General features: G+C 42.0%; 15 protein-coding genes. 12 read left to right on the top strand and 3 right to left on the bottom strand.

Going from position 1 to position 19,742, the window contains the following annotated elements; all coding sequences use genetic code 11:
- Nucleotides 1-213 precede the first annotated feature (213 nt).
- From WKF69_RS07235 to WKF69_RS07190, 10 genes are all read left to right on the top strand, one after another.
- Nucleotides 214-1,140, top strand: coding sequence for an RraA family protein (locus WKF69_RS07235; RefSeq protein ID WP_340380797.1), 927 nt, complete (start codon nt 214-216; stop codon nt 1,138-1,140).
- A 39-nt stretch (nt 1,141-1,179) separates the two neighbouring features.
- Complete coding sequence (locus tag WKF69_RS07230; protein ID WP_340380795.1) at nt 1,180-2,298, top strand: bile acid:sodium symporter family protein; 1,119 nt, start codon at nt 1,180-1,182, stop codon at nt 2,296-2,298.
- Nucleotides 2,299-2,323: 25 nt separating this feature from the next.
- Nucleotides 2,324-2,758, top strand: a complete 435-nt coding sequence (locus WKF69_RS07225) for a nuclear transport factor 2 family protein (protein WP_340380793.1) — start codon at nt 2,324-2,326, stop codon at nt 2,756-2,758.
- 78 nt (nt 2,759-2,836) lie between these two features.
- On the top strand, nt 2,837-3,472 hold the full coding sequence (locus WKF69_RS07220; RefSeq protein WP_340380791.1) for an HAD family hydrolase: 636 nt from the start codon (nt 2,837-2,839) through the stop codon (nt 3,470-3,472).
- A 147-nt stretch (nt 3,473-3,619) separates the two neighbouring features.
- A complete protein-coding gene (locus tag WKF69_RS07215) occupies nt 3,620-4,567 on the top strand; it encodes a hypothetical protein (protein WP_340380789.1) in 948 nt (315 codons plus the stop codon).
- Between the two features lie 94 nt (nt 4,568-4,661).
- Nucleotides 4,662-6,095 carry a protein phosphatase 2C domain-containing protein gene (locus WKF69_RS07210; RefSeq protein WP_340380787.1) on the top strand — a complete coding sequence of 478 codons (1,434 nt, stop codon included), beginning with the start codon at nt 4,662-4,664 and terminating at the stop codon, nt 6,093-6,095.
- A 10-nt stretch (nt 6,096-6,105) separates the two neighbouring features.
- The gene (locus WKF69_RS07205) at nt 6,106-10,179 is read left to right on the top strand and encodes an FtsW/RodA/SpoVE family cell cycle protein (protein WP_340380785.1); all 4,074 of its coding nucleotides are present in this window, start codon (nt 6,106-6,108) and stop codon (nt 10,177-10,179) included.
- Nucleotides 10,180-10,312: 133 nt separating this feature from the next.
- Nucleotides 10,313-11,104 (top strand): FHA domain-containing protein, encoded by a 792-nt coding sequence (locus tag WKF69_RS07200; RefSeq protein WP_340380783.1) that lies wholly within the window; start codon nt 10,313-10,315, stop codon nt 11,102-11,104.
- Nucleotides 11,104-12,726 carry a serine/threonine-protein kinase gene (locus tag WKF69_RS07195; RefSeq protein ID WP_340380781.1) on the top strand — a complete coding sequence of 541 codons (1,623 nt, stop codon included), beginning with the start codon at nt 11,104-11,106 and terminating at the stop codon, nt 12,724-12,726. The genes WKF69_RS07200 and WKF69_RS07195 overlap by 1 nt, the downstream gene beginning before the upstream one ends.
- Nucleotides 12,727-12,817: 91 nt before the next feature.
- On the top strand, nt 12,818-13,222 hold the full coding sequence (locus WKF69_RS07190) for a hypothetical protein (RefSeq protein ID WP_340380780.1): 405 nt from the start codon (nt 12,818-12,820) through the stop codon (nt 13,220-13,222).
- Nucleotides 13,223-13,285: 63 nt separating this feature from the next.
- Here the strand turns inward: WKF69_RS07190 and yidC are convergent, their stop codons facing one another.
- Entirely contained in the window at nt 13,286-15,142 is a 1,857-nt protein-coding gene (yidC, locus tag WKF69_RS07185; protein ID WP_340380778.1) for a membrane protein insertase YidC, read from the bottom strand.
- Nucleotides 15,143-15,161: 19 nt separating this feature from the next.
- Entirely contained in the window at nt 15,162-16,772 is a 1,611-nt protein-coding gene (locus WKF69_RS07180; RefSeq protein ID WP_340380776.1) for a CTP synthase, read from the bottom strand.
- Between the two features lie 314 nt (nt 16,773-17,086).
- On the opposite strand from WKF69_RS07180, the gene WKF69_RS07175 reads away from it, so the two are divergent.
- Nucleotides 17,087-18,313: a DEAD/DEAH box helicase gene (locus WKF69_RS07175; protein ID WP_340380774.1), complete on the top strand. Its 1,227-nt coding sequence runs from the start codon at nt 17,087-17,089 to the stop codon at nt 18,311-18,313.
- An 18-nt stretch (nt 18,314-18,331) separates the two neighbouring features.
- Here the strand turns inward: WKF69_RS07175 and WKF69_RS07170 are convergent, their stop codons facing one another.
- Entirely contained in the window at nt 18,332-18,748 is a 417-nt protein-coding gene (locus tag WKF69_RS07170; protein WP_340380772.1) for a hotdog domain-containing protein, read from the bottom strand.
- Nucleotides 18,749-18,938: 190 nt separating this feature from the next.
- On the opposite strand from WKF69_RS07170, the gene WKF69_RS07165 reads away from it, so the two are divergent.
- On the top strand, nt 18,939-19,742 hold an 804-nt coding region (locus tag WKF69_RS07165), incomplete at its 3' end, for an aldose 1-epimerase family protein (RefSeq protein ID WP_340380770.1).

The following is a 19,742-nucleotide window of genomic DNA, read 5'->3' as shown; positions in this document are numbered from 1 at the left end:
AACAACCCAACCGACGCTGTCCTCGTGGGTAATGAACTGTACATCATAGAATATGGAAATGTTCAGGGGACCATCTGGAAATTAACCCTTCCCGGTAAAGCCAAATCAAGGAATAAAAAATAATTCCAAACCGGTATGCCATTATTCTGGAATACTGCCAAACTGATGTTTTGTCAAATATTATTTGTTTATTTATAAAGTAAAGATTTACATATGAGACTAAAAAATGCACTGTTGCTTACCGGAATCTTTTGCTTTTTATGTGCCGGATATTTGTCTGCGCAGACAATTTCAAAAGAGGAGCTAACTTATCTCACGTCTGAATGGAAAGGGGAACGTTTTCCTGACGGCAGGCCCAAAGTTGCCGATGATCTTCTCACCAGAGCAAAAAAGATAGGCATTGATGATGCCTGGACTGTTTTGAAGAACCTTGGTTATATAAATCAGTTTGAATTGGGTTGGAAAACTGTAAATGATCTTCCCATAACCGGCAGAGCAATGACAGCTATGTTTATGCCGAGCCGCCCGGATATTGAAAGGAATATCAAAGAAAGGGGCTCAAAACAAGGCAGAATTGGCAACACAAATGCATGGCCAATAGATGCACTTGGTAAAGGTGACATCTACGTAGCTGACGGCTTCGGTAAAATAGCCGGAGGTACATTAATGGGAAGCACACTAGCAACATCAATCTTTACCAAGTCAGGGAACGGAGTAGTATTTGATGGCGCGGCCAGAGATGTACAGGGCCTTGCAGAAATTCAGGGTTTTAATGCGTTCGTACGTGACTTCCATCCTTCTTTTTTGGAAGAGATGCTGCTTATGGGTTTAAATACACCTATTCGTATCGGAAAAGTTATGGTTCTTCCTGGCGACCTTGTTATTGGCGGCAGAATTGGAGTGCTTTTCGTTCCGGCGCATCTTGCTGAGCAGGTTGTAGCTACGGCTGAATTTGTGACATTAAAGGACAAGTTTGGATTTGAAGTAATTAAAGCGGGTCGTTACACAACAGGGCAGGTAGATAGTCAATGGACTGATCCTATCAAAGTCGATTTTCTAAAATGGCTGGATCAGCATCCGGATGAGGGAAAAATGACGAGGGCGCAACTGGATGTGATGATGAGCAAGAGAACCTGGTAAAATCTAAATTATCACATACAAAACCTAAACCTTAAAACTTTGAAAGAAAACATTTACAAAATTGCATTAGGGCTTGCTGCTCTATTGCTGTTAATAGCCCTCGGATTGTTTTTTACGGGGAACGTTGAAGCTGCGGGTCCGCTGCTGATAGCTTTTTTCCTTGCTCTGGCATTCGGCTTCCGTGGTTACGACAGTTTAAAAGGATTTGTGTATACGACGGTTATTTTTGCGGCTGTAACCATGGCATTATACTATCCCCAATATTTTCTTACCATAGGGGATTTTAAGCTGACAAAAACAATTACACCCCTTATCCAGATCATCATGTTTGGTATGGGAACGTCTATGAGCGCGAAAGACTTCGTAGCCGTAATTAAGACACCCAAAGGTGTTTTGATAGGTGTCGTAGCTCAATTTATGATCATGCCAGGCATGGGTTACTTGCTTGCGTCAATGACTAATTTCCCACCGGAAATTGCGGCAGGTATTGTATTGATCGGATGTTCTCCAAGCGGACTGGCATCTAATGTGATGTCCTATCTCGCAAAAGCTAACCTTGCGCTGTCAATTACTATTACCTCCATTGCTACTCTTATTGCACCGGTGCTAACACCAGCGTTAATGAAACTGCTTGCCGGAGAGTTTATCGAAATCGATATGCTTGGAATGATGTGGGATATTGCAAAAATGATCATTATTCCAATTGGCCTGGGTCTGATCGTTAATAAATTACTAAGTGGAAAATCAAAATGGTTGAACGATATAATGCCATTGGTTTCGATGGCTGGAATCGCCCTGATAATTGTAGTGATCACCGCAGCTGGCAGAGATAGTTTACTTGATATTGGCGCAGTATTATTATTGGTTGTCCTGGCACATAACCTTTTTGGATATACATTAGGGTATTGGTTTGCGCGTGCTTTTAAAATGCCGGAACGCGATTGCCGTACGATAGCAATCGAAGTTGGTATGCAAAATGGCGGACTTGCATCCGCTATCGCAAATTCACTTGGAAAGATAGCAACCATGGGTTTGGCGGCCGGAATTTTCGGACCGCTGATGAATATCACAGGATCTATACTGGCATCCTACTGGCATAAGAGACCACCGGCAGGATATGTTGAGCCGGAAACTGAAGAAGTAGTACGATCTCATTAATTAACACCGTTTTTATAAATATCATATGAAAAAAATCCTCGGTATTCTTACGTTGTTTTGCGCATTTAACGTCGCAAACGCGCAGACTAAACAAGAAATAGCCGTTGCGGCAGCTGTGGAAACATTAAACAAGGGCATGCTGAATCCTGACAAAGCCTTGTTAGAAAATATTGCTTCAGAAGGCTTGTCTTATGGCCACTCAGGTGGGAAGATTCAAAATAAAGCGGAATTTGTGGAAGACCTGCTCCATGGAATATTTGATTTCTTAAGTATTACTACTTCCAACCAGAAGATCACAGCTTCGGGTAAGAATGCTATTGTTCGCCATACATTTGTGGCTAAGGCAACAAATTCTGGTAACCCGATTGACGTCAATATGGAAATCCTGCTTGTGTGGCGAAAGGAAAGTGGTAAATGGCAATTATTAGCCCGTCAGGCTTTTAAAATTCCAGGAACATAATTCTCCTAAGATGATTAAGGAAGTGCGCAGAGTATGCGCACTTTTTTTTTAACCTTATATTATTAATAAACAATATTGATGTTAGAGAAACCCGATAGTTTGATATTTGATATGGATGGAACCCTGTGGGACGCCGTCGATTCCTATGTAATGTCATGGAATGAGGGTGTCAAGCTTGAAAATATTGAACGGATATTTACCAGAGCAGACCTCGATCATGTAATGGGATGGGAGCGGGGAAAGGTTCTTCCCTATATGTTTCCGGATGAGACTACAGAAGAACAGGAGCAGATTTATGAGACAATAAATCAGTGTCGGGCGAAGATAATACCCAAACATGGTGGCGTACTATACGAGGGTGTTCGTGATGGGATAATAAATCTGGCATCTAAGTATAAATTGTTCATCGTCAGTAACTGCCCCAAAGGACTGATTGTAGAATTTATGAAATGGGCGAACCTGCAGGATTACTTCGTTGATGAAATGGCGCATGGTATTAACTCTATGCCTAAGAGCCATAACATTCGTCTGCTTATGGAAAAGCACAACCTGCAAAGCCCTGTCTATATCGGCGACACTAATGGAGATAGCCGTGACAGTAGGGTTGCCAACATTCCCTTCGCTTTAGTCACATATGGATTTGGAACCAGCGATGACTTTGATCTTAAATTCGATGATTTTACGTCCCTGACGAATTATTTTCTGGATTTGTAAAAGCCGGGCTAGTACATGTTTATAATTTAATTAGCTGGCATTCAAGTAAGGTATAGTTCTTGTGTAAGTGTTTAAAACATCTTTTAATTTTTGGGGTTGTAAGGACAATCACCCTATAATAAAACAAACAATAAAAGCACTATTTGCATGAAATCTGAACCTAACTTTTGGAAGCGTATTGGAATTCAAGATTGGTTCCTGAGTGATACTGGTGTCACATCATCATCACCCAAGGCTCTTACGCCTAACGAGGTTTATAAGTACATCATTGAAAAATTCAAAGAGTCGATTTCTGTTCTGTCGTTTGCAGACCGGGTGGTTTTTTACCATGAATACATAATTTGTTTTAATCCTGAGGATTATAAGGAATTTATGGAAGCAAAACGCGGCATCTTTGGCCTGATAGTGCAAGAGACTGTGAAGAAGTTTTATGAGATCCTGACCCAGTCACGTACAGAGCTTAGGGTTGTTGAACCTTCAAGTAATAAATGGGTCTTCAGATTTGTTTCTCACCCCGACTATGAAAAAGGGGACAAGGGATTCATTGGGCGGCTTTTGCCAGGAACAACTCAGAAAGAGGAAAGCCTTAGAGTGACGTTTATTCCACGACAAACAGGCTTGGCGCAAACTTTTGATATAAACCAGGAAAATCTTGAAGGGTTTACTTTTTATAGTGAAGGCTACTATGAATTACCTTACGTAAATGATCTTACCCCCGGCGATGCGAAGATTAATAACGTTGAAAATAGTTCGCTGGCGCGATTCGAAACTATACTTCCTGACAAAGCATTTGCCGGTCATAAAGTAGAATATTTCATGACGGATGAGGAAATTATAGTATCCGGGTCTGATGAGACGCGTGATAAGAGCAATATTTTCAAAATACCTTCAGAATGGGTTGATACCCCCCATTTGACGATTAAGCATAATAAATCGGATTCGAAATTTTACCTCGCTTCTTTTGGAGAGAAAACAATGGTCAACGAGAAGGTTATCGAAAAAAGCGACGTTAACTCACCTGTCTGGACTGAATTACCTTTGAACTCGAAGATGATCTTAAATGGAATAATTGGTGTAAATATTTTTAAAGCTTAGGCCATGTCCCACCTGTTATCTTTCATACTTCTGGCGGTTTGCATTTTTCTGTTGCTTGCGCATTTTATCGACATAAAAAACACCTATAAAAAGAATGGTTAATAACTTTTACGGACTTACGGACACCGGCAAGGTGCGTGGTAATAATGAAGACACATTTATTGTGCAGTCCTCAAAGGGAGGCGATTATATTCTTGCTTCCGCTATTGACGGGGTAGGAGGTTATTCAGGCGGAGAGATAGCAGCTGCTTTAGCAAAGGAAAGTATTATTGAATATTTTGAGAATCCTGGCGGCGATCTGACAGCCATGATGGTTCAGGCGCTGGTTAATGCGAATGAAAAAATATATAAGCAAAAAATTGAGGTAAAGGAACACGATAGCATGGCCTGCGTGTTAACCCTTGCAGTTGTTGATATAAAGAAGAATGAGTTTCATTACATCCACGTAGGCGATACCAGGCTGTACTTATTGAGAGATGGTTCATTGGTAAAGGTTACGAAAGATCAGTCTTTTGTAGGATTTCTTGAAGATAGCGGGAGGCTTACTGAAGAGGCCGCCATGAGCCACCCCAAAAGGAACGAAATAAACAAGGCACTGGGGTTCAATACGGGCCTTCAGAACGATGTCGATTATTTTGAGACCGGCAGTTCCCCATTCCTTCCAGGTGATATGATCCTGCTTTGCAGCGACGGCTTAACGGACATGGTGACTAAGCAGGATATTACTGATATCATGACCAGTGATGCTACTCTGGAAGATATGGCTCAGAAATTAATCGACGCGGCAAATTCAAACGGAGGAAAAGATAATATTACAGCAGTACTTGTTAAAAATGACAACCCGCTTCAAGAGCAGCAGGCGGTTACGCGGTCTGATGTTTCAAAAAAAAAAGTAGTGATTGAAGAAAAGCCTGTGCCGGAAAAAATAATACAGGAAAAAGAAGTTCTGACGACATCCCCACCAGCTAAACGTGCAAATACAACAGCCGTTATGCTTTTGTCAGTTTTATCTATCGCCTTATTAGCAAGTACGATTTACCTTCTTTGGATGAGAGGTCAGACAGGGTCTTTTGAAGAGCAGATATCCGGTATCGACACGAGCACTGTAGTTGCTGAGACAAGCTTGTCACAACAATTCGGAGCCATGACGGGAGATACTCTGGTACTCAATGATTCAGTATATAACGAGCCTATTGTTTTATCCAAATCGATCAGGCTGGATAGAGATACACTTTATATCCTCTCCAGAGGAAAAATTGTGTTTATCAGGGATTCATTATTCAGAGGTCCAGCTTTTGTAATTCCGGCAACTGGTAAAAGTATAGTACTTAACGGATTGAGTTTTGACGGGTTTGATATTGGAATTGCAAGCCAGACAAAGAATGTCAGGATGGAAGGAGTAAAATTCAGTAACGTTCGTGTACCGGTACAATTTTCTTTTCCTGCTCCAGCAGATAGCTTTATGAACGGGAGTCTGGCCGATATATTTTTGAGAAACGATTCACTGGCAGTTCCAATTAAGAAGTAATATGGCCGGAATGAATTCACAAATTAGCGGCAGAAGGTTTGAGCGACTCTTTTTAGGATTGCTGGCATTCGTATTCGTAATTTTATTCTTCTCCCTTTACCTGGTTCTCCAGCGCGACTTTGAGGACGTGCCTAAGAGGATCTCCGAGGGCAGCATGGTCAATCTGAACGCCGGAAAAACGGCTGAGCGCATTAACACGCTGATGATAAAAGGTTACTACTTTGAGGATAAGAACGATATAAATCTTATACGATCGGTCGTTGAGAAGGGTAATCTTCAGAATAACACTGTAATTGACAATATAGGAGAACTTAACAAACGAAAGTATTTTGTAAACGCAGAGGAAGCTAATGCTGTTGGCGGAGTTGCCTTTAAAATGAGGGTTAAAGCATCGCGGGCTCTTCTGGGCTTTACGGGCGACGACTCCCTGCGATACAGGCAGGAAAAATCCAATCCGCCCGCTTTACCAGCTATTGTTGATATCAAGTCTGGCGACCATAGTATCGGTGGCGAGATAATAAATCCTGCAAAAGCGCCAGTTCCTGGTGTACTGGTAAGGTTGATCATGATTTTACCTCAGGATAGTGTTTACAGCGAGGAAGTTTTAGAAGTTGAGCGACGATTTACAGAAACAGGAACCGGCTATACTAAAATTTTAGTAGCCGACAGTACGAAGGGCCGACAGTTAGAATCGCTCACTGCTTATGCGAGGACCGACGCGAAAGGCAAGTTTCAATTCGCGGGCTTACCTAACGGAAAGGGGTACCAAGTTCTTCCGCTTCAACCAGGCTTTCAGTTTGGTACTTCCAAGGGAGTGCAGGAATTGGATGACGATGTTACTAAAAGCTTCACCCAGAATATTCACACCGTACGGCTGCTGTCTACCCGGGATTTCAATATCCTAAAAAAGGAAAAGACCCTCATCGTAAGGACGCCGCAAGAATTTATGGGATGGTTCTGGCTCATTATCGGCGGGTTTTTAGGAGCATTTTTTCTTGTTCATTTGCTTCTAACTGTGAAGTTCCCTGAGGCTGATCAAATCATACTTCCTGTATTAATGTTCTTTGGCGGGTTTTCGCTTTTGACATTACTCAGCCTTCAGGATCCCCTGAGAGATCGTTTCTTCGCAAAAGATACATTATTCTATTTGCTGGGAGGTCTTGCCGGACTGTGTATCATCTTATTTATTAATGTTAAAAAGCTGAATCCTGATTCAGGGTTTTATCGAATGTTTGTGTTCAGGCGCAATAGATTGGCTGCTAATGGGTGGCCATGGGCAGCCATGGCAATCGGGCTTCTTACACTGACTATTATTTTCGGAACGGGGCCAGAGGGCAGCGGGGTAAAAGTTAATTTATTCGGGATCCAGCCTAGTGAGATCGTGAAATTCGGGATCATGTTCTTTCTGGCCGGCTTTTTCGCAACTAATGAAAAATTCATTTCAGAATACAGAACTTATAGAAAGCGCTGGTCGTTTTTCTCATTCGCTTTGATAGCGATCCTGATTTCGATCTTACTTTTCCTGGTACTTGGAGATCTGGGGCCATCGATGGTCATTTGTTTTACTTTTATAATTCTTTTTTCTTTTTCAAGAGGTGACTTTATGTTTATGATCGCCTCGATAGTTTTGTATGTTCTGTCGATCTGGCTTTTAAACAGTTTGTGGCTTGCCACGCTTATCACAGTTGTTTTGCTGGCATTATTCATGATATTCAAGCGCAAGCAGATGAGCGAGTCCGCGATCATGGCTTTGGTTGTAATATCGGGGTTCCTGCTGATCGATCAGATACCTCAGCTAGACAAGCTGTTTCCGGGGCCGGTTCAACGTTTAGTGGAACGGAAGTCCATCTGGCATGACGCCTGGAATAACGAGGTTTATGGCGGGGATCATGTGGCGAATGGAATATGGGCAATGTCGGGCGGCGGGATAAGCGGACAGGGAATCGGCGAGGGTTTTGCTAAGAATATCCCTGAAGCTCATACCGACATGATCCTTCCTGCAATTGGTGAGGAGTTTGGGCTAGCCGGTATAGTCTGTATTTTTGTACTTTTTCTTATATATCTTCATCGATCAATATTGATCGGCCGGCAAACTGGAACTCCATTCCTCTTCTACCTATGTGCGGGGATCGGGATTAGTACGTTCGTGCAGTTCCTGTTAATAGCAGGAGGCTCAACAGGAGCCTTGCCTTTGTCCGGTGTTTCCCTTCCACTGGTCAGCTATGGAGGCTCATCCCTGCTTGCAAATATTATAGCTGCCGGCTTTCTCTTATCTGCGTCCCGGATCAGGGGTACAGAGGTTCAGATGAATTTTATCAGTAGACAACAGGACCGAAATCTTGTGCCTGCGCTCGCGGCTGCATTTATCGGTGTGGTCTTGTTAACGGTGAATGTGGGCTCTTATTTGTTTAATAACAAGAAATGGGTTGTTCAGCCTTCTCTTGTAGCTGATCGCAGCGGAGCCAGAATGTTTAGTTACAATCCACGGATTAATATCCTGATGAATAAGCTTCAGGCCGGATCTCTTTACGACCGTACAGGCCGTATTCTTGCTACCAGTAAACCGGAGCTTATCAAAGGCCAAAGACGCCTTTTGTCTGCATCGGGAGCAGCGGGATACGATCTGGACTCTGCGATGCATAAACGGCTTGACCGGTATTATCCATATGAAGAGCAGATGTTTTTCTGGACAGGCGATGCAAATACTGGAATTTTCAATGGAAGTACTAACGGATATTTTGCAGAGTATGAACATGCAGCTGAACTTCGCGGATTTCACACGCCAATAACTAAGTTCAATGCCATAGCAACACGCTTTCAGGAAGATCGTTTCCTGGCCCGTGGTGTCAAGGAAATGACCGTTAGTAAAAAGGATTACGGCGAGCTTGCCCCACTTTTATTGGCAGGAATCAACAGCAAAGAGGTCGAGGAATTCAAGCAAAGAAACCGGGATGTAACTCTAACTCTGGATGCAGCATTGCAAGCAAATATTCAGGCTTCAATTGCTAAAGATGATTCACTTAAAGATAACAGGGTTTCCGTGGTTATTATGGAAGATGCAACCGGAGATGTTCTTACTTCTGCTGTCTATCCTCTTCCGGTAGTGAAGGATTGGGATATGATGACAATGACTCAGGTGGAGCAGAACAAGTTAGCCAATTGGGTAACGACTTCAGATCTGGGTTTCACCTATGCAACACAACCCGGCTCAACTGCTAAGGTTCTTACTGCTATGGCCTCGTTCAATAAATTAGGGGTTAGTGCTGCAGAAAAAAAATACCAGGTTGCGTCCTTTGAACGGATCAGGACTAAAGGAATTGAACCAGATGAGACCGGTTTAATAAGTCTTGAACGGGCGATAGTTAAGTCCAATAACGTATATTTTATCAAGCTTGCTAACGAAGATAAATTGCAAGAAAATATGGCGGATCTGTATCTAAAGACAGGCATGTTCTTAAGAGGTGTAGGAGGATATTACTATGCGAAGGATGGTAACAATGCTGTACAGGAAGATAAGTGGCGGGATCTTTGGCGTAAAACCGAATTTAATACGAGACCAAGGTATAACCCTGCAAATATCCGACGAACACGTGCAAAAGGGATTTCCGGAATGTCCTGGGGGCAGGGTGAGTTAATTGCTACCCCCGCTGCTGTAGCGAGGCTCGCCTCAGCGGTATCCAATCACGGAAACCTTACTGATCATCGCTATGTTTTAAAGATCAGCGATAGTGAAATGCCCGTTAAATCGAGTGTACAACTTACAAATCCACAATATGCTGCTTTGCTAAAGAGTTATATGATCAAGCAAAGTGAAACGAAAACCGCTACACTCGGAATTGCAGTAGGGGGAAAAACAGGGACACCCGAACGTATATGGAAAGGCGCAAGGATTAACGATGGATGGTACGTGTTTTTTGCTCCTAAGGCATCTGGCAGTGGCAACATTGTGGTGTGTGTCAGAGTAGAATCAACAAAGGGCTCTAGTGACGCGGTAAAGGCTGCTGCACAGCATGTCATCCCGCAATTGTTAAAGGCAAAATATATAAAGAGCTTGGTCGTTTCTGTACAGAATCCAGGTCAGTAACCATGCAGGATTTGGTAATGCCCGTGCAAAGTTCGGAAATGGACGTACAGGATTGTGTTACACGATAAGTACCGGATTTGATGCAAAGTCATGATTAGACTATTTTTTGAAATAAATAAGAAAATATAACAGAATGTTCGACATATTTAAAGGAGACCAGGATAGTCAGATGGATGTAAAGGCTTCCAGAGATGCCGTTTTACGATTTATCAAAGAGGAGCTTCAAAAACTAGAAGGAGGCGAAGGCAAAAATATCCGCGGTTTGCAATTATTTGCAGCTCCAACGAATGAGGAAAAACATGTTTATGAAGCAGCAATGTATGTTGAAGATCCGGAACGACTGAAGGAAGAAGTACAAAAGATAGCCGATGATTTCGACATTGAACTTCCTTCAACATGGACTATGGAAGTTCTATTTGTGGACACTTTACCAGCGGAGGCTAAAAGAGCTTCAGACCTTGCTGTTGGCTTGTTCGTTAAGACCAGACAAAATCTGATTCAAAAGGACTTAAAGGCATGCATCCGCGTTTTAAACGGAGAAGCTGAAAAGGAAGAATACACTATCCATTCAGGAATTGATAAAGTTACAATTGGACGGGAGAAATCGGCACAAGGGTCTGATGGTTTTTTCCGTATGAACAGCATTGCATTTCCCGGTGACAGTTCCAATGAGGCCAATAAATATATAAGCAGGCAGCATGCTCATATTGCCTGGAATTCAGAAATTGGCTCATTCATGATATTTGCCGACGAGGGCGGAGTTCCTCCCAACAATAAGATTAAGATAAAGTCAATTGGTAATGATACGCCAGTTAAGCTAAATTCAACGCAGATCGGTCACGTACTTCGTGAAGGTGATCAGGTTATTCTGGGTGAATCGGCAGTTATTGAGTTCAGGCTACTTTCTAATGAATCTGATCAATAATGGGTAAGGTATTTACCATCACGGAAGGATTAGAGAATATGGGTGCTATACGCACCGGTGGTCAGGGATCTGTCTATAAAGGAAAACGTTTGGGCGAAATTATAAGCGCTGTAAAGCTTCTCCCTACCCCGATACATACAGAAGATAAAAAGGACAAGAACTACAGGGATTTCAGCAATGAAGTTGAAAAGCTAAAAAAGGTAAATGAGGTTCCCAATCCTAATGTTGTAAAGATTTTAAGCTCGGGCCTTACAGAAAGCGGTTCATTTCCTTTTATAGAAATGGAGTTTATAGAGGGTCCTGATATCGAGGAACTACTGAAGGCACCTCATGATCCTATCTTTAGTATTCACGAGCTTGTCAAATTAGCGAATCAGCTTAGCAACGCTTTAGCCCACTGTCACAAGATTGGAGTTAAGCACGGGGATATTAAAAGCAATAACGTCAAATTCAATGCTCACACAGGTAATTACGTATTACTTGATTTTGGACTGGCAATAATGTCTGATGAAGAGCGGCGGACCAGTCTCAGGCGTGCTGGTGCGATTGAATTTATGGCTCCGGAGCAAAGCGAGGGTCAGATGCTGTTTGAGAGTGATGTTTATGGCTTTGGAGTTATATTATATGAGCTGCTTGCAGGCAGGGTGCCGTTCCCTTTAAATGATAAAGGGGAGACAGCACGCAACAAGGTGATGCTTTCTCATATTGAGGCGCCTGTGCCCGATGCATTAGAATTGCGAAGGAAACATTTACCCAAGGACTGGTCGTCAGAAAGAAAAGAGAGCGAGATGAAGGTGCCTGTGTGGATGCTGGAAATTATTAATCGCTGCCTTGAGAAGGATCCATCTTCAAGATTCAAAAACGGGGTTGAATTACACGATGCTATTGTTAAAAACTTTACAGCTGACATAGGAACTTCTGAGGTAGTTGATAAGAGGAGCAGCCAATTGGAAAAGGAGAACAGTGAACTTATGGACAGGCTTCTTATTCTGGAGGGCCGTGAAATTTCTCAGGAGCCGGCCAGTTCTATGGCTTATGCTGATCCGGACAAAATAAGCTTATCTAAACCTTTGTTCTACGGATTGTTGCTATTGTTATTTGGTCTGATTGGGTATACGGCTTATTCATTCTACAACAGAAAACCTGGAGAGCAGGAAAACCAGGTTATTACCACTGTTGACTCGGCGTCAGTAGATTCATCGGCCTTGGCTGAAGAGACTGAAAGGCGGGTTGATGATAATAATGACAAAGAGATCAGATCGATGATTGATTCTGTTCAGAGAGCGGATGGAAATAAAGACACAATTAATAATGAGGGTCAGGACCCGGTGGTTGATCCGCAGCCTGTTCAGGACAATGAAGCCGCCCCGCCACCTACCGATAATGAACCTGAACCATCTCAAAAGCCGCTGAAATACACCCTTTCAGTGAGCAAAGCGTATTTTCACGATAGCCCTGATGAATCTTCCAGGAGAGCGGCCTTCCTAGTAAAATGGAATAATGCCGAATTAACCGCGATGGATGACAAGAATGGCTTTATCTATGTGGTATTCTTTAATGTTAACGGCCAGGTTACCAAAGGCTGGCTACGGAAGCGCGATCTCCGAAGGATGGGCGGTTAACATTACCCCATTAGGGTCGTCTTTATCAGGTATCGAATAAGTTTACGTCCGATGCATTATGCAGTCTTTTTCTAAGTAGTTAAATTCGTGAATGAGAGTTTTGCTAAGTGCCGGCCCGATATTCCTACTATTGCTATCATCTTGTTCTAAAAGCGTAGAACCGGAAGATTTATATGGCAGGTGGAATTACGTAAAAGTTGAGAATGCGTATCCTCAGGATAGCCTGCCCGATGGTGAGCTGAAGCTTCAATCGTCGGCAATTATATTTGATAAAAACAGCAATCTGGTGATAGAATGGGGAGGTAAGAAATTGTCTTCGGGCAAGTTTAGGATGGATGGGAAGATGATCCGCTATACCGAAGATCTGCCCGGTAATCAAAAGAGAGAGTTTCCTTTCCTGATCAACAGCTTGAGTGATAGAGAACTGATATTCCAAACCATGGATCAGAGTAGTACTACGGTAACTGCCAGGAAGGAGTATGTTAGTAATCAGTAATCAGTGATCAGTAATCAGTCTTGACACGACGACCACCGATTACCGATTACTGATTACTGATCACTATTTCTTCTTACTACCCTTAGCCGGTAACTCCTTAGCCTTAGTCTGTTGCTGCTGCCTCATGTAGTCTTCCATTCTTTGCTGGAATCCTGACTTTTTCTTTTCGGTCGCAGGTTTCTTTTTATTCTCCTGGATCTGGGCATGAATCTTATCGTCATTGACAAACATCCGTATGATGTATTGCTGCGCGAAGGTTAACATGTTGGCAAGGAAGTAGTAATAGTTTAGCCCTGATGGATAGCTATTCAATACCCCGAAGAATATAATTGGGGTGATATAACCAATGTATTTCATCTGGCCGGTTGCACCTGACACCTGATTGTTAAAATACGTGTAGATAAGCGTCGAGATGGTCATCAGGATACACATTAAACTAATATGATATCCTAAAAACGGCAGATTAAACCCCAATTGGAAAAATGCATCGAAAGTTGACAGATCTTCCATCCACAAAAAGCTCTGTTGTCTCAGCTCAAATAGATTGGGGAAAAAGAAGAAGAAAGCCATAATAATCGGCAGCTGTAACAGCATTGGCAGACATCCACCCAGCGGATTTACACCGGCCTTCTTATACAGTTTAAGATATTCCTGTTGCAGGAGAGTAGGATTATCATCGCCAACCTTAGACTTAATTTCATCCATTTCCGGCTTTAACACCCTCATCTTAGCCATGGAGAGGTAAGATTTATAGGTAAGGGGTAAAAGAACTGTCTTAAGAAGTATAGTTAAAACCAGGATGATCAGACCATAACCCCACCCAAAACCTTCCAGAAAATTGAATACCGGGAGTACTATCCACCTGTTGATATAATGCAACGGCCAATAACCGAGATCTACCTGCTTCTCAATATTAAAGCCCTGGCTTTCTAAAATATTAAGCTGATTTGGCCCGAAGTAAAACTCCATCGGGAAATTTGTAACGTCCTGCCGCCCGAAAGGGATCTGCATATTAGCTGAAAAGCTTTTTACAGTACTTGAATCCGGACTTGTATTAACGGATAATTCGCCTTTATCGAAGCTGTTTTTTGCTACTAGTACGTTAGAAAAGAATTGCTGTTTAAACGAGAACCACTTGACTTTTGCTTCAGTGAGATCTTTCTTCTCTGATTCAGTAAGGCTAAGACTTTCAACACTTTCGTCCCCTTGCTTGTAATAAGCAGAAGAATAGCGTTGCTCATTTGCAAGATCCTTTTCCTTCTGTTTTAGGACAGTTTCCCAATTTAAAGTCAGTTGCTGCTGAGTCGGGGCTACTACATCCTGCATACCTTTGGTAGCAATTGTAAGCCCTACATTATAGCTATCACCTTTAAGGGAATAAATATAATCGATGTATTTACCTGCTTCATAAGTCAGGCGCATTGTTAGTGAGCCAGAATCAGCTTTAGCGACTGACATGGAGCCTCCGGAAGGAGTAAAGTATAGGTCGTTGGTGCTGATGTTTTTTCCGGCTGCGCCGAAGATAAGCCCAAACCGGGTGCCTTCGCCTCCAAACATGATCAAAGGCTGTTTCGAATAAGTCTGGAAACCTTTTAATTGAACAGACGAAATACGGCCTCCTCTTGGACTGATCTCAACTTTTAATTTTTCGTTCTCAAGAATCACAGGGCTAGTTGACCCTGAATTGGCAGATCCGAATGGCCCGGCCAAAATTGCTGTGGAATCTATTTTAGGAGCGGCAGTAATTTTTAATGTATCAGCAGCTGGTGATTTTACCGGTTGTTTAATGCGAGCAAGAGAATCCTGTGTGTTTCTGGCCTTCTCACGTTTGATATCCTCGTCAGAAGGCTGCATTAAATAAGTAGAGCCTACTAATATGATCAATATCAAAAATAGGCCCGTAAATGTATTTCTATCCATTCTTTTTCTAAAAGTCTGTTTACTTCCTTTTTGCGTGTGCTAAAGAAGCGGCGACAAAGTTAACAAAAAGTGGATGAGGATTATCAACTGTTGATTTTAATTCGGGATGAAACTGTCCTCCAACGAAAAACGGGTGATTTTTCAGCTCGATGATCTCTACAAGATTGTTTTCAGGATTTATTCCTGATGGGATCATTCCAGCTTTCTCAAACTGGTCTAAATACTTGTTATTGAACTCATAACGGTGCCGATGTCTTTCTGAGATGCGCGTCTTGCCATAGATCGCGGCAGCCTTACTTCCCTTTCTGAGGTCACAGGTATATGCACCGAGCCTCATTGTTCCACCCTTATTTTTAATTTTCTTTTGCTCTTCCATCATAGAAATCACCGGGTTGGCAGCATTTTCATCCATTTCTGAACTCTGTGCATCTTTAAGACCAAGAACATTTCTTCCAAACTCGACTACTGCACATTGCATACCCAGACAGATCCCGAAAAAGGGCAGTTCGGTTTCACGTACATATTTAATAGCTGTGATCTTTCCTTCAATTCCACGGCTTCCGAAGCCCGGCGCTACCAGAACGCCATTGAGGCCTTTTAATTTTTCAGCAACATTTCCCTCGTTAATGCTTTCGGAGTGTATACATTTCACTCTTACCTTACATTCATTTTTCGCTCCAGCATGAATAAATGATTCGGTGATAGATTTATAAGCGTCAGGAAGCTCTACATATTTCCCGATAAGGCCAATTACAACTTCTGATGTCGGATTCTTTAAATGACCCAGAAAGTCTTTCCAGCTTTCCAGATCAGGATCGTTTTTAAGAGGCAATTTTAATTTCCCCAGTACGGTTCTGTCTAATTGCTCCTTAAGCATAAGCAAAGGAACGTCGTAGATAGTCGATGCATCGATTGATTCTATAACTGCATTGATATTCACATTACAGAACAGCGCGATCTTTTTGCGTAGCTCCTGGGGAATATGGTGCTCTGTACGGCAAACCAAAATATCTGGCTGTATACCATACTCAAGCAGCATTTTTACTGAGTGCTGAGTTGGTTTTGTCTTTAGTTCTCCTGCTGCCGCTAAAAACGGAACAAGTGTTAAATGTATAACGAGAGAATTGCTTGAACCTAATTCCCATCTTAACTGTCTTACAGCTTCAATAAATGGCAATGACTCTATATCACCTACCGTACCGCCAAGCTCAGTGATCACTATATCAAAATTTCCGTTTGCGCCCAGGATCTGCATATTGCGTTTGATCTCATCAGTGATATGCGGAACAACCTGAACTGTCTTACCTAAATAAGCACCTTCACGTTCTTTGTTGATAACATTCTGATAAATACGGCCGGTAGTAATGTTATTTGCCTGAGAGGTAGGGACATTCAGGAAGCGTTCATAATGGCCCAGATCCAGGTCCGTTTCCGCGCCGTCCTCTGTAACATAACATTCGCCATGTTCATATGGATTCAGAGTACCCGGATCAATATTGATATAGGGGTCAAACTTCTGAATAGTAACACGGTAGCCTCTTGACTGAAGTAATTTCGCAAGAGAAGCGGAAATAATACCTTTTCCTAACGACGAAGTAACGCCGCCCGTAACAAAAATGTATTTAGTCATGATATCTGAAGGATTTGCTAAGAATGTCCTATTGTTTAAACTCCTTTAAAGGCCGTTTCACTTAATAAAAACATCGTTTTGTACGGGATTCAAAAGTATGAAAATATTCGATAAGGTTGTTATTTGTTGAGAAATTTCAAGGTGTTGATAAATCAGCGGAAAGTTGAAAACTGAATGTAGCGACCAACACCTATATTAGGGATACGTGTCGTTACAAAATCAGTTTCAACTTTCCGTTTTCAGTTTTCAGCTTCATCAGTAGTCAATAGTTTTACCTAACTTTGCCGCTATTAATTAATTTAATTTCTTATCGTTTGACATTCAGTGATTTCAATTTTGACCCTCAGCTATTTGAAGGTCTTAAAAGCATGGGTTATGTAAAACCCACACCAATCCAACAACAGGCAATCCCATTAATTTTAGAACATAAAGATCTGATAGCTTGCGCCCAAACAGGTACCGGTAAAACTGCATCTTATTTATTGCCTGTATTGCAGCATATAAGCATTACAGATAAAAAATATACAAAAGCGTTGATTCTGGCTCCTACAAGGGAACTGGCGCAGCAAATTGATCAGCAGGTTGAAGGCTTAGCATATTTTGCAGGCATCAGCTCTATCGCCGTTTATGGTGGTGGAGACGGGATGATCTACGAACAGCAGCGTCGTGCGATGCTGGATGGGGTAGATATTATCATTGCTACTCCAGGTAGATTAATAGCTCAACTCGCTTCGGGCGCCATCAAACTGGATCACCTTCAATATCTGGTTTTGGATGAAGCAGACCGGATGCTTGATATGGGATTTTATGATGATATCCTCAGGATCATCAGCAGTCTTCCGAAAGAACGCCAAACCTTACTCTTTTCGGCAACAATGCCTCCAAAGATCAGGACCCTTGCAAATACAATTCTTAAAAACCCCGAACAAATAAATATTGCTCTATCGCAGCCAGCTGCTGGTATTTCACAGCAGGTTTATATGGTTTATGATCCTCAAAAGGTTAAACTAATAACCACCCTTCTTAAAGACGGCGATTATAAAAGTGTTCTGATATTCTGTTCACGAAAAGAAACGGTTAAAGACCTAAACAGAACGCTTAGGAAAGAAGGCATTAAAGCTGAAGCATTCCATTCTGATCTTGAACAGGAGCAGAGGGAGACTATTCTTAGAGAATTCAAAAGCAGGCACTTACCAGTTATTATCGGAACTGATGTGTTAAGCCGTGGAATAGATGTTACGGGAATAAGCCTGGTGATTAATTTCGACGTTCCGCCTGATCCTGAGGATTATATCCACCGCATTGGCAGAACTGCAAGGGCAGAAACAAAGGGAACCGCGATCACTTTTGTTAATGAAAGAGATCAGCGCAAATTTTCTTTTATCGAAACGCTTATATCCAAGGAGATTCCCAGGATGACACTTCCCGAAGAATTGGGTGAAGGACCGGCTTATAATCCAACCCTAAGACGTCCATCGGGTCCGAGAAACAATAATCGGAATGGACGCAGCAAAAAGCCATGGCCTAAAAAACAAGCTTAAAGCTTAAAGCTTTAAGCTTTAAGCCTGCTCTGCTTCCGGAAAACGATCCTTTATATAACTTATAATACTCTTTCCATGCGGAAGAGGGTTTCCCTGCGGATCCACATTTACAAATACCAGCTTGTCTATCGTCAGGATACTTTTGCGGGTTATCATATTCCTGACTTCACAGGTTAATGTTATCGACGTGCGACCAAAATGTGTTGCAGTTATCCCCAGCTCAATTATATCGCCTTGTCTGGCGGAGCTTACGAAATTGATTTCTGAAATAAGTTTGGTTACTACCTTAGGATTGTCAAGTTGCACGATCGCATAGATCACTGCTTCCTCATCTATCCATTTCAATAAGCTTCCGCCGAATAGCGTCCCGTTGGGATTTAGGTCTTCCGGTTTTACCCATTTGCGTGTATGAAACCTGCATGAGCTTGCACTCACAAAAGACATGAATATAAGCTCATGCAAGCTTCATCACCACTAAAAAACAAACTATATTCTGATGAAAATTCATTCTGTTTATTTTATTGTAAATTTACGAAAAGGGAAATCTGCCTTTGTCATTGGACAGTCTAACATTTGTTAAAACAAAGCAATTGAAAATGTTATTTAATAGTCATTAATAGTTAGTATGGTAACTCTTCAGAATGAATTTTTAAAAGTAGAAATCAGCCCAAAGGGCGCCCAGCTTACCTCTGTTTTTAATAAGCTCAATAAAGTTGAGCATCTATGGCAGGGTGATCCATCAGTTTGGCCTTTCCATGCACCTAATTTGTTTCCGGTTGTAGGAGAATGTTATAATAAGGAGATCAAAGTAGATGGAAAGTGTTATCCGATGGAAAGGCATGGATTTACGAGAACCTCGGAATTCACGATGCAGGATTGCACCGATGTTCATGCTAAATTCTCGCTCGGTCATTCTGAATCAACCAGAAAAGCTTATCCTTTCAGATTCACTTTTCAGGTGCTTTATGACCTTTTTGACTCTGAGTTAAGGATAAGTTACAAAGTGATCAACCAGGACGAGAAAGCAATTTACTTTTCTGTTGGAGCACATCCAGGATTTAACATTCCTTTTTTCAAGGGGGAAAAATATGAGGATTACTATGTCGAATTTGAACACGAAGAAGAGCTGGTGCAACACGTGCTCTCAGCTGATGGGTATTTTAACGGCCAAACGGAAATGCTTACGAAAAATGGCAATAAAATAAACCTGAATAGAGAATTATTTACTGCCGGTGCTCTGGTATTTAAGAAATTGAAGTCCAGAGAGGTACTGATTAAGAACCATAAAACGCCTAATTTTATCTCAGTTTCATTCCCTCATTTTGAGTCGCTGGCTATCTGGGCGGCTCCCGGTGCAGACTTTGTTTGCATTGAACCGTGGTTAGGATATGGCGACAATGTTGGCGGGCCTGGAGAATTCAGGAACAAG

The sequence above is a fragment of the Daejeonella sp. genome, from assembly GCF_037719425.1.
GTDB lineage: Bacteria > Bacteroidota > Bacteroidia > Sphingobacteriales > Sphingobacteriaceae > Daejeonella.
Note: the sequence above shows the minus strand (reverse complement) of the source record. Positions and strands in the feature narration are given on the sequence as shown.